The following is an 11,647-nucleotide window of genomic DNA, read 5'->3' on the forward strand; positions in this document are numbered from 1 at the left end:
GCGCTGCTAGCGTTCCCGGTCGTGAACCTCCCCCCGATCTCCGGCGCCGCCGCCGGGACACGCGCGCACCGCACCGCCACCCGGCTCCTCATCGGGGTGACAGCGGCCTGGGCGCTGCTCGTCGCCCTCGGGCAGCTGCTGAGCGGGCGGTGGTGGCTGTGGCTGCTGCCGGACCTGGCGCCGCCGCCGGCCTTCGTCGCGGTGCCCGTCCTGCTCTTCGCCCTGGCGTGCGCGGTGACCCGCGGGCGTACCCGGCGGTGGCTGCTCCCGGCCCTCGCGGTGCTTCTGGTGGCGGGGGTGGGGAGGGCGGGGCTCCACTGGGGGGCGCTGGTCCCCGGGGCGGGTCCCGGCCAGGCGCCCGGGCAGGCCCTCAAAGTGTTCTCGTGGAACACGCTCTACTGGGACACGACCGACGACCCGGACGTCTTCCACCGCTACCTGCGGTCCAAGGACGCCGATGTCTACCTGCTCCAGGAGCATCTGGCCTGGGAGGACGGGAAGCACAAGGAGATCGACCGGCTCGACCGGCTGCGGGCGGAGTTCCCGGGCTACCACCTGGTGGCGCGGGGGGAGCTGGTCACCCTCTCGCGGTATCCGGTGGTCGCCGCTCCCCCGGTCGGCCCCGGCCGGGCGCCGGGCGCGTCCGCGTCCTGGCGGGAGCGGTTCGAGTGGAACAAGGTGCTGCGCACCGACGTGGACGTGGCCGGCACGGTGGTGTCGTTCTACAACGTGCACGTCCCGGTGCAGCTGGACATCGAGCGCAGCTGGCTGAGCCCCGGCTTCTACGGGGTGGTCCGCGCCACCGACCCCGTGCGCAAGGAGCACTACGCGGCGCTGCTCGGGGACGCCCGCGCGAACCCCCACCCGCTGCTGATCTCGGGGGACTTCAACACGACCCCGGCCATGGGTGATCTGGCGGGGCTGCGGGAGGCGTTCCGCGACGCGCTGCCGGCCTCGTCGTCGTTCCTGCCGGGCACCTGGGGCGTCGGGGGTCTCCCGCTGTGGCGGCTGGACTGGACGTTCACGGACGAGGCCCTGCGCGTGCACCGCTACGCGCTGGTCTCCGCCGCGGGTCTCTCCGACCACAAGGGCCAGGAGCTGCTGGTCTCCCCGGTGGGCTGAGCGGGGCGGGCCGGACCCCTGAAGGGTTCCGGCCCGCCGCCGTGCCCTGCTCCGTCAGGAACCGGCCTCGTCCAGCCGTCGCCGCTGGTCGGGGTCGAGGGTGAGGTCGAGCGCGCCCATGACCTCCTCCACCTGCTCGACGCGGCTCGCGCCGACGACGGGCAGGATCGACGGTTCGCCGTCGAGGAGCCAGGCGAGCACCACCTGGTTGACGGTCGCGCCGAGTTCTCCGGCGACCTCGCGGAGCGCGGCGAGGCGCGGGGCGGTGCCGGGGTGGTCGTACGCGTCGGGGACCTCGACCTCGGGGCGGGTGTAGCCGCCGGAGAGCAGCGCGCTGTAGGCCCAGATCGTCAGATCGCCCTCGCTGCGCGTGTAGTCCAGGAGTTCCCGGGTGACGTGGACGTGCGCCGTGGAGGGCAGGCCCTTGTCGAAGCGGGGCTGGAGGTAGGAGTGGCGGTACTGGAGGTGGGTGTAGCGCGGGCGGTCGCCGGCGAGGGCGCGGGCGCGCTCGACCCGCCAGACGGCGTGGTTGCTGACGCCGAGTTCGCCCGCCCGGCCCTCGTCGACGAGGTCGGCGAGGGCGGCCACGGTCTCGGCGAGCGGGACCGCGCGGTCCTCCACATGGGCCCAGAAGACGTCGACCCGGTCCACGCCGAGCCGGCGCAGGCTGTCGTCCAGGGCGCTCCTGATCGCCTTCTCGGAGAGTCCCTCGACCTCGGAGGCCCCGGGGGCGGTGGGCCGTGCGCCGCACTTGGTGGAGAGGACGAGGCCGTCGCGGTTGCCGCGGGCGGCGAGCCAGCGGCCGAGGGTCGCCTCGCTCTCGTCGCCGGTTCCCCCCTCGACCCAGTAGGCGTAGTTGTTGGCGGTGTCGATCACGGTGCCGCCGAGTTCGGTGAAGCGGTCGAGCACGGCGAACGAGGTGGCCTCGTCGACCGTCGTACCGAACGGCAGGGCGCCGAGTGCCAGGGTGCGCTGCGGGATCGCCATGGATACAGTCCTTCTCGAAGACGGTTGGACTAGACCATCTTGGATCAAGACCTCCCGCCGCACAGGGGTTTCGCCGGACAAGCGGTGGCCGAACTCCGAGGATTCCCCTGTCCGTTCGATTGGTCTAGTCCTACGGGCCGACCGCGGCCTACCATCGCAGGGGCCGCACGGTCAGGCACGCAAAGTGAACGGCACGACGGGACTATGCGGGGGGAAGTCGTCTTGCTGGATGCGCTGGGAATAGAGCAGTCCGCGGAGACCGTGTACCGGCTCATGCTCGAACGGCCCGACTACGGGGTGGCGGACATGGCCGGCCGCCTCGGCTGGTCGGAGGAGCAGGTCCGCGAGGCACTGGGCAGACTCACGGAGGCCCGCCTCGTCTCCATGGAGGACGGAACGGGGGAGGTCCTCCCGTTCGATCCCGAGGTGGGCTTCTCCTTCCTCCTCTCCCGGGCCGAGGCCGAGTTGAGCCGGCGGCGGCGCGAGGTCGAGCGGGCCGAGCGGGCGGTGGCCGACATCCTCGCCACGTACGCCGACCGGACCGACGGATCGGCGCGGCACGACGTCGTGCACCGCGTCGTGGGCCTGGAGAACGTCCGCGAGCGCCTGGAGGACCTCGCCGCGAACGCCCGTACGGAGTGCCTCTCTCTGCTCCCGGGCGGGGCGCAGCTCCCCGACACGATGGACGCGAGCCAGCCGCTCGACCAACTCGCCCTGGAACGCGGGGTACGGATCCGGTCCATCTACCAGGAGAGCTTCCGCAACGACCCGCCGACCGTCGAGTACGTGCGGTGGTACTGCGATCTCGGCGGCCAGGCCCGGACGGTGCCCGTGGTGCCGATGCTCATGGTGATCGTCGACCGCGAGGCCGCGCTCGTCCCGGTCGACCCGGAGGACGGCCGCGCGGGCGCCCTGGAGGTCCGCAGTCCCGGCCTGGTGCACGCGCTCGTGGTGCTCTTCGACCGGCTGTGGGACGGCGGCACCCCGTTCGGCGAGGCCCCGCGCCGGGACGAGCACGCCCTCTCCCCGCAGGAGCGGGAGTTGCTCATGCTGCTCGGCATCGGCTGCACGGACGACATCGCCGCCCGGAGGCTCGGCGTCTCCCTGCGGACCGTGCGCCGGATGAGCTCGGAGCTGATGAACCGGCTCGGCGCGCGCAGCCGTTTCGAGGCGGGGGTGCGGGCCGCCAAGGAGGGCTGGCTCTGAGCGGCGCCCGCCCTCGCGCCCCGCCTTGGAGGGCTGGCCCTGAGCGGCGTCCGCCCTCGTGCCCCGCCCTCTCCACCACCGCTCCACCACCCCTCCATCGGCCCTCCACGGGCGGTCCCGACCATCGCGCGACCACCGCCCGGCCATCGCCCGACCACCGCGCCGCCCCTGGACCGCCGCAGCTGGGGCGGAGTCCCATCCGTTATACGGACGGGGGTTCCGTGGAGCCCACGCGTCCCCTAGATTTCCCCACCATTACCGAGGTGATCAGTAAGGGGACGGGAATCGCCATGTCAGAAGCGACACAAGGGAAACAACCCACCATCACACCCCTGAGGGTGGTGATCGCGCTCTGTCTGTTCGCGCCGTTCGTGGCGATGCTCTGGGTGAGCTCGTACGCGAAGACCGAACCGCTCTTCGCGGGCATCCCGTTCTTCTACTGGTACCAGATGCTCTGGGTGCTGATCTCGACCGTGCTCACCATGGTCGCGTACAAGCTGTGGCAGCTGGACCAGCGCGGCCGCAAGGGAGGTGACGCGCGATGAAGGACGGCGTGAACGGCGTCGCGCTCGCCGTGTTCATCTTCTTCTTCCTGGCCGTCACGGTCATGGGATTCCTCGCCTCGCGCTGGCGCAGGGCCGAGAACGAGAACAGCCTGGACGAATGGGGCCTGGGCGGCCGGTCGTTCGGCACCTGGGTGACCTGGTTCCTGCTCGGCGGAGACCTCTACACCGCGTACACCTTCGTCGCCGTCCCGGCGGCCATCTACGCGGCGGGCGCGGCCGGCTTCTTCGCCGTGCCGTACACGATCCTCGTGTACCCGCTGATCTTCACCTTCCTGCCGCGCCTCTGGTCGGTCTCCCACAAGCACGGATACGTCACCACCTCGGACTTCGTGCGCGGCCGGTTCGGCTCCAAGGGCCTCTCCCTCGCGGTGGCGGTCACCGGCATCCTCGCCACCATGCCGTACATCGCGCTCCAGCTCGTCGGCATCCAGGCCGTCCTGGACGTGATGGGCGTCGGCGGCGGCGAGACCACCCACTGGTTCATCAAGGACCTTCCGCTGCTCATCGCCTTCGGTGTCCTCGCGGCGTACACGTACTCCTCGGGTCTGCGCGCCCCGGCGCTCATCGCCTTCGTCAAGGACACCCTGATCTACATCGTCATCGCGGTGGCGATCATCTACATCCCGATCAAGCTCGGCGGCTTCGACGAGATCTTCGCCAAGGCGGGCGAGGCGTACGCGCAGACCAACCCGGCGACCGACAAGCCGCGCGGCGCGCTCGTCCCCGGCGAGGCCGGCCAGTGGACGTACGCGACGCTGGCGCTCGGCTCGGCGCTCGCGCTCTTCATGTACCCGCACTCCATCACTGCGACGCTGTCGTCCCGGAGCCGTGAGGTCATCCGCCGCAACACCACGATCCTGCCGCTGTACTCGCTGATGCTGGGCCTGCTCGCGCTCCTCGGCTTCATGGCGATCGCCGCCGGCATCCAGGTGAAGAACGGCCAGCTCGCCATCCCGCAGCTCTTCGAGACGATGTTCCCGGACTGGTTCGCGGGCGTGGCCTTCGCCGCGATCGGCATCGGCGCACTCGTCCCGGCCGCGATCATGTCGATCGCCGCGGCCAACCTCTTCACCCGCAACATCTACAAGGACTTCATCAAACCGGACGCGACCCCGGCCCAGGAGACCAAGGTCTCCAAGCTGGTCTCGCTCCTGGTGAAGGTCGGCGCGCTCGCCTTCGTCCTCACCATGGACAAGACGGTCGCGATCAACTTCCAGTTGCTCGGCGGCATCTGGATCCTGCAGACCTTCCCGGCCCTCGTCGGCGGTCTCTTCACCCGCTGGTTCCACCGCTGGGCGCTGCTCGCCGGCTGGGCCGTCGGCATGCTCTACGGCACGGTCGCCGCGTACGGGGTGGCCAGCCCGACCCAGAAGCACTTCGGCGGCTCCTCGGCCGAGATCCCGGGCATCGGCGAGATCGGCTACATCGGTCTCACCGCCTTCGTCCTCAACCTGGTCGTCACGGTCGTCCTCACCTTCGTCCTCAAGGCCGTCAAGGCCCCCGAGGGCATCGACGAGACCTCCCCGGAGGACTACACGGCCGACGCCGGCGACGCCGGGGTCAGCACGAAGCTCCCGAAGCTCGGCGCCGAGACCCACTGACCCGACGGCCGGAAACGGCCGCCGGACCCGCGATAGGCCGCCCCGTCTCCTCCCGGAGGCGGGGCGGCCTTCGCCGTCCCCCGGCGAGAACGCGGACCGGGGACCGCTTCCGGCCCGGGGGTTCCGGCGACCCGGGTGGGGCCGGTGGCTGACAGGAGGCGGCCGTCCCCAGGCACACTGCCCTCATGGACTTCACCATCAGGGCGGTACGGCCCGAGGAGTACGAGGCGCTCGGCGAACTCACCGCGGGGACCTATCTGAACGACGGGCTGTTGAAGTACGGGGCCGAGGACTCGTACCTGAACGTGCTGCGGGACACCGCGCGGCGGGCCCGCGAGAGCGAGATCCTCGTCGCCGAGGACGGTGACGGGCTGCTCCTCGGCGGCGTGACCTTCGCCACCGGCGACACCCCGTGGGCGGACATCGCCGTCGCCGGCGAGGCCGAGTTCCGCATGCTCGTCGTCGCCCGCGAGGCCCGCGGCCGAGGCGTCGGAGAGGCCCTTGTGAGGGCCTGTGTCGAGCGCGCCCGGGCGCTTCCCGGCTGTGCCCGCCTGGTGCTCTCCACGGACGCCTCGATGGTCTCGGCGCACCGCGTATACGAACGTCTGGGCTTCGTCCGCACCCCGCACCGGGACTGGGAACCGATCCCCGACCACTCTCTGCGCACCTACGCCCTGGAGTTCTAAGTCCACGGCGCGACACAACATGTGGGGGGTTCCGCAAGCGACGCCCCCCACATGTATGCTCGACCTCGCTGTCGACGCAGGGGAATCCGGCGCGAATCCGGAACTGTCCCGCAACGGTGTGCTTCGTGCGGTTTCGTACGGGGTGAGTCCGAAGACCTGCCGCCAGCGCACCCGGTCCGTCCGTTTCGGGTGCCAATGACTTCCGGGCCCCGCGGAGTGGGCCGGTGGACACAGCGCGTCCGGCGTCCGGACCCCCGCGTGCCCGCCTCCCCCCGCCGCGGCCCCGAGCCGAGCGAGGGAGAGCCCCCACGTGACCATCGCGCCCGCCGATCCGGCTTCGGCCGAGGCTTCCGCGGTCGAGAGCGACGGCCCCGGGACCGTGCTGCTGCGGACCCTGACCGACCTCACCGCCGATCTCCCCGACACCGACCCCGGCAAGGTCGCCGCCGCCGCGCTCCGCGGCCGCAGCGCCTCGTCGGACGAGGCGGAACTGCGCGAGCTGGCCACCGAGGCCGCCGCCGGCCTGATCGCCGACGACCCGGCGTACTCCCGGCTCGCCGCCCGGCTCCTGACCATCACCATCGCCGACGAGGCCGCGAGCCAGGGCTCGTTCTCCTTCTCCGCCTCCGTCGCCGTCGGCCACCACGAGGGCCTGATCGCCGACCGCACCGCCGCGTTCGTGACGCTGCACGCGGACCGCCTCGACGCGACGATCGACGCGGCCGGCGACGACCGCTTCGGCTACTTCGGTCTGCGCACCCTCTACTCGCGCTACCTGCTGCGCCACCCGATCACCCGCAAGGTGATCGAGACCCCGCAGCACTTCATGCTGCGCGTGGCCTGCGGGCTCGCCGAGGACGACAGCGTCCGCGCGCTCGACGAGGTCGCCGCGCTGTACGGCCTGATGAGCCGGCTCGACTACCTGCCGTCCTCCCCCACGCTGTTCAACTCCGGCACCCGCCACCCGCAGATGTCCTCCTGCTACCTCCTGGACTCCCCGCAGGACGAGCTGGACTCCATCTACGACCGCTACCACCAGGTGGCGCGGCTCTCGAAGCACGCGGGCGGCATCGGCCTCTCGTACTCCCGCATCCGCGCCCGCGGTTCGCTGATCCGCGGCACCAACGGCCACTCCAACGGCATCGTGCCGTTCCTGAAGACCCTCGACGCCTCCGTCGCCGCGGTCAACCAGGGCGGCCGCCGCAAGGGCGCCGCCGCCGTCTACCTGGAGACCTGGCACGCGGACATCGAGGAGTTCCTGGAGCTCCGCGACAACACCGGCGAGGACCAGCGCCGTACGCACAACCTGAACCTGGCGCACTGGATCCCGGACGAGTTCATGCGCCGCGTCAACGCGGACGCCGAGTGGTCGCTGTTCTCCCCGGCGGACGTGCCCGAGCTGGTCGACCTGTGGGGCGACGCGTTCGACGCCGCCTACCGCAAGGCCGAGGAGGCGGGCCTCGCCCGCAAGACGATGCCGGCCCGCGACCTGTACGGCCGGATGATGCGGACCCTGGCCCAGACCGGCAACGGCTGGATGACCTTCAAGGACGCCTCGAACCGGACGGCCAACCAGACCGCCGAGCCCGGCCACACCGTCCACTCCTCGAACCTCTGCACGGAGATCCTGGAGGTCACCGACGACGGCGAGACCGCGGTCTGCAACCTGGGCTCGGTCAACCTCGGCGCCTTCGTGGTCGGTTCGGACATCGACTGGGAGCGGCTCGACGCCACCGTGCGCACGGCCGTCACCTTCCTCGACCGCGTCGTCGACATCAACTTCTACCCGACCGAGCAGGCGGGCAACTCCAACGCCCGCTGGCGGCCGGTGGGCCTGGGCGCGATGGGCCTCCAGGACGTCTTCTTCCAGCTGAAGCTGCCGTTCGACTCCCCCGAGGCGCGCGCGCTCTCCACCCGGATCGCCGAGCGCGTCATGCTCGCCGCGTACGAGGCCTCCGCCGACCTCGCCGAGCGCAACGGGCCGGTCCCCGCCTGGGACAAGACCCGCGCCGCCCGCGGTGTCCTGCACCCGGACCACTACGACGTGGAGCTCAACTGGCCGGAGCGCTGGGCCGCGCTGCGCGAGCGGATCGCCGCCGTCGGCATGCGCAACTCGCTGCTCCTCGCCATCGCGCCGACCGCGACGATCGCCTCGATCGCCGGCGTGTACGAGTGCATCGAGCCGCAGGTCTCCAACCTCTTCAAGCGCGAGACGCTCTCCGGCGAGTTCCTCCAGGTCAACTCGTACCTGGTCGACGAGCTGAAGAGGCTCGGCGTGTGGGACGCGCAGACCCGTGAGGCGCTGCGCGACGCCAACGGCTCGGTGGCCGGCTTCACCTGGGTCCCGGCCGAGGTGCGCGAGCTGTACCGCACGGCGTGGGAGATCCCGCAGCGCGGTCTGATCGACATGGCCGCCGCCCGGACGCCGTTCCTGGACCAGTCGCAGTCGCTGAACCTGTTCCTGGAGACGCCGACGATCGGCAAGCTGTCGTCGATGTACGCGTACGCCTGGAAGCAGGGTCTGAAGACGACGTACTACCTGCGCTCCCGCCCGGCGACCCGGATCGCCCGCGCCGCCCAGGCGTCGACGGCGGCCGCCACCATCCCCGTCCAGCAGGCCGCCGACCCCGACGCGGTCGCCTGCTCCCTGGAAAACCCCGAGTCCTGCGAGGCCTGCCAGTAATGAACGCCACCGAACAGAAGAACCTCCTCGACCCGGGCTTCGAGCTGACCCTGCGTCCGATGCGCTACCCGGACTTCTACGAGCGCTACCGGGACGCCATCAAGAACACCTGGACCGTCGAGGAGGTCGACCTCCACTCGGACGTCGCCGACCTCGCCAAGCTGACCCCCGGTGAGCAGCACATGATCGGCCGTCTGGTCGCGTTCTTCGCGACCGGCGACTCGATCGTGTCGAACAACCTGGTGCTGACGCTCTACAAGCACATCAACTCCCCCGAGGCGCGCCTCTACCTGTCGCGGCAGCTGTTCGAGGAGGCCGTGCACGTCCAGTTCTATCTGACGCTGCTCGACACCTACCTGCCCGACCCGGACGACCGCGCCGCCGCGTTCGACGCGGTCGAGGAGATCCCCTCCATCCGCGAGAAGGCGCAGTTCTGCTTCCGCTGGATGGACTCGGTCGAGAAGATCGACCGCCTGGAGACCCAGGCCGACCGGCGCCGCTTCCTGCTGAACCTGATCTGCTTCGCCGCGTGCATCGAGGGCCTGTTCTTCTACGGCGCCTTCGCGTACGTGTACTGGTTCCGGTCCCGCGGTCTGCTGCACGGCCTCGCCACCGGCACCAACTGGGTGTTCCGCGACGAGACGATGCACATGAACTTCGCCTTCGAGGTCGTGGACACCGTCCGCAAGGAGGAGCCGGAGCTCTTCGACGACGCGCTCCAGCAGCAGGTCACCGACATGCTGAAGGAGGCCGTCGAGGCGGAGCTGCAGTTCGGCCGCGACCTGTGCGGCGACGGCCTGCCCGGCATGAACACCGAGTCGATGCGCGAGTACCTCCAGTGCGTCGCCGACCAGCGCCTCCAGCGCCTCGGCTTCGCCCCGGTGTACGGCTCCGAGAACCCGTTCGCGTTCATGGAGCTCCAGGGCGTCCAGGAGCTCACGAACTTCTTCGAGCGCCGCCCGTCCGCCTACCAGGTGGCGGTCGAGGGCTCGGTGGACCTAGACGAGGACTTCTAGGACCCGGCGGTACGAGAAGGGCCCCGCACTCCGAGGAGTGCGGGGCCCTTCGTCGTCACGCTCGGACCGGATCAGGCGTTCGGCACCGTCTCGTAGCGCGGGGTGCCCTCCTCCATCTGGCGCAGGGCGTCCTTGCGGTCCCGCTTGGAGAGCCGGTCGATGTACAGGTAGCCGTACAGGTGGTCCGTCTCGTGCTGGAGGCAGCGGGCGAAGTAGCCGGTGCCGCGCACCTTGATCGGGTTGCCCTGGGCGTCCTGGCCGTGGACCTCCGCGTAGTCGGGGCGGGCCAGCTCGGCGTAGGCGGTCGGCACGGACAGGCAGCCCTCGTTGGACTCGTCCAGGACGCGCTGCTCGGCCGGGAGCTCCTGGAGGACCGGGTTGATCACGACACCGGTGTGCCGGACGCCCTCGTCGTCGGGGCAGTCGTAGACGAAGACCTTGAGGTCCACACCGATCTGGTTCGCGGCCAGGCCCACGCCCTCGGCGGCCTTCTGGCTGGCGAACATGTCGTCGATGAGCGCCGCGAGCGAGTCGTCGAACTCGGTGACGTCCTTGCACTCCTTGTGGAGCACCGGGTTGCCGACCACCGTGATCGGGCGGGCAGTACCGCGCTCACGGTGGGCGAGCTCGCGCTCCTCGCACTCCTCCGTGTCCACGACGAAGCCGTCGTTGACCTGCGTCTGCTCGTCCGTCTCCTGCTGCGCCATGTCCGGCCGCGCCTTCCTGAAAACCCGATTCCGTCGAAGGACAGCCTACGGGCCCACCGGCGCCCGCTCAGCAGACCTCTTCGAGATCCCGCCACTCACGGCTGTCGGGGCTGTCCGCCACCCAGCCGTCGAGGAGCCCGCGCACCAGGCCCGCCGGGGCCGCGAGGCCGCACTCCCGCTCCGGGACCCACAGCTCGCCCGGCGAACGGTGGCCGAGCGGCCCGGGGTGCCCGGGCTCGCTGTGGTCGTGCGGGTCGGAGTGCTCGCCCTCGCCCTCGGCGCTCGGCATGGTCGACTCGGAGCAGGCGCGACAGAGCAGCCGCACGGAGGACGACCAGTCCTCGGCGGCGAAACCGGCCTCGGCGGCGAGCTGCTCCAGGGCGTCCCGGTCGGCCTCGGTGGCCGCCTCCAGGAGGACCACCCAGGTGGGAACGGGAGAGGGCGCCCACAGCTCGATCTCGTCGAAGACCGGGTAGGAGGGGCCCGCGGTGGTGGTGCGCTCGCCGTTCGGCACGCCGTCGTGGAGGACGACCTCGCCCCAGCGGCGCCCGGAGGACGGCAGCGGGATGGAGAGGACCTCGATCCTGGCCGGGTCGAGCCGACGGCCCCAGACGACCTCGGCCTCGCCCTCGGGCGAGAGCCGGACGGCGGCGCTGCCCAGCTCCATGCCGGCGGGCTCGCCGGTGCCGGCGGCGGCGCCCGGCACCTTCAGTCCGTAGGCCTGCCAGGCGCGGCGGGCCAGCGGCCAGTCCTGCAGCGCGGTGGCGGCGATCCCGACGTTCCACCAGTCGGGGGCGCCGGTCTCCTTGTCGAGCAGCGCGACCGCGCGGAGCCCGGCGGCCCGCGCCTGCTCCCAGTCGTGCCGGAACTTGTGCAGCAGCGCCAGGTTGAACCAGGACTCCGAGAGCCAGGGCTCCAGATCCGCCGCACGCGTCAGCAACGCACCCGCGTCCTCGTACCGGCCGTCGCCGATCAGCGTGAACGCGCGGTCGGTGGCCTGCCGCCACGAGGCGGAGGGCCGATGCCGTACCTTCCCGAAGATCTTCACGATTCCCGCCTGCCGGTCGCTTCAC

General features: G+C 71.2%; 10 protein-coding genes and 1 riboswitch. Of the genes, 7 read left to right on the plus strand and 3 right to left on the minus strand.

Going from position 1 to position 11,647, the window contains the following annotated elements:
* Window positions 1-21 precede the first annotated feature (21 nt).
* Entirely contained in the window at window positions 22-1,122 is a 1,101-nt protein-coding gene (locus tag ACRRSS_RS29635) for an endonuclease/exonuclease/phosphatase family protein (protein WP_435974117.1), read from the plus strand.
* Window positions 1,123-1,176: 54 nt separating this feature from the next.
* On the opposite strand, the gene ACRRSS_RS29640 is transcribed toward ACRRSS_RS29635, so the two are convergent.
* Window positions 1,177-2,109, minus strand: a complete 933-nt coding sequence (locus tag ACRRSS_RS29640; RefSeq protein WP_435974118.1) for an aldo/keto reductase — start codon at window positions 2,107-2,109, stop codon at window positions 1,177-1,179.
* Window positions 2,110-2,331: 222 nt separating this feature from the next.
* On the opposite strand from ACRRSS_RS29640, the gene ACRRSS_RS29645 reads away from it, so the two are divergent.
* From ACRRSS_RS29645 to ACRRSS_RS29670, 6 genes are all read left to right on the plus strand, one after another.
* Window positions 2,332-3,315 carry a LuxR C-terminal-related transcriptional regulator gene (locus tag ACRRSS_RS29645; RefSeq protein ID WP_435974119.1) on the plus strand — a complete coding sequence of 328 codons (984 nt, stop codon included), beginning with the start codon at window positions 2,332-2,334 and terminating at the stop codon, window positions 3,313-3,315.
* 290 nt (window positions 3,316-3,605) lie between these two features.
* Window positions 3,606-3,860, plus strand: a complete 255-nt coding sequence (locus ACRRSS_RS29650; RefSeq protein ID WP_435974120.1) for a DUF3311 domain-containing protein — start codon at window positions 3,606-3,608, stop codon at window positions 3,858-3,860.
* Window positions 3,857-5,482, plus strand: coding sequence for a monocarboxylate uptake permease MctP (gene mctP, locus ACRRSS_RS29655; RefSeq protein ID WP_435974121.1), 1,626 nt, complete (start codon window positions 3,857-3,859; stop codon window positions 5,480-5,482). The genes ACRRSS_RS29650 and mctP overlap by 4 nt, the downstream gene beginning before the upstream one ends.
* 185 nt (window positions 5,483-5,667) lie before the next feature.
* Window positions 5,668-6,168 carry a GNAT family N-acetyltransferase gene (locus tag ACRRSS_RS29660; protein ID WP_435974122.1) on the plus strand — a complete coding sequence of 167 codons (501 nt, stop codon included), beginning with the start codon at window positions 5,668-5,670 and terminating at the stop codon, window positions 6,166-6,168.
* 51 nt (window positions 6,169-6,219) lie between these two features.
* A riboswitch (cobalamin riboswitch) is annotated at window positions 6,220-6,346 on the plus strand.
* A gap of 132 nt (window positions 6,347-6,478) precedes the next feature.
* Entirely contained in the window at window positions 6,479-8,851 is a 2,373-nt protein-coding gene (locus ACRRSS_RS29665) for a ribonucleoside-diphosphate reductase subunit alpha (RefSeq protein WP_435974123.1), read from the plus strand.
* The gene (locus tag ACRRSS_RS29670) at window positions 8,851-9,867 is read left to right on the plus strand and encodes a ribonucleotide-diphosphate reductase subunit beta (protein ID WP_435974124.1); all 1,017 of its coding nucleotides are present in this window, start codon (window positions 8,851-8,853) and stop codon (window positions 9,865-9,867) included. Before ACRRSS_RS29665 ends, ACRRSS_RS29670 begins: the two co-directional genes overlap by 1 nt.
* Before the next feature lie 71 nt (window positions 9,868-9,938).
* Here the strand turns inward: ACRRSS_RS29670 and def are convergent, their stop codons facing one another.
* A complete protein-coding gene (def, locus tag ACRRSS_RS29675; protein WP_435974125.1) occupies window positions 9,939-10,574 on the minus strand; it encodes a peptide deformylase in 636 nt (211 codons plus the stop codon).
* A 67-nt stretch (window positions 10,575-10,641) separates the two neighbouring features.
* Window positions 10,642-11,622 carry a tetratricopeptide repeat protein gene (locus ACRRSS_RS29680; RefSeq protein ID WP_030548424.1) on the minus strand — a complete coding sequence of 327 codons (981 nt, stop codon included), beginning with the start codon at window positions 11,620-11,622 and terminating at the stop codon, window positions 10,642-10,644.
* Window positions 11,623-11,647 lie beyond the last annotated feature (25 nt).

This window comes from Streptomyces sp. Qhu_M48 (assembly GCF_051305195.1).
In the GTDB taxonomy this organism is placed as follows: domain Bacteria; phylum Actinomycetota; class Actinomycetes; order Streptomycetales; family Streptomycetaceae; genus Streptomyces.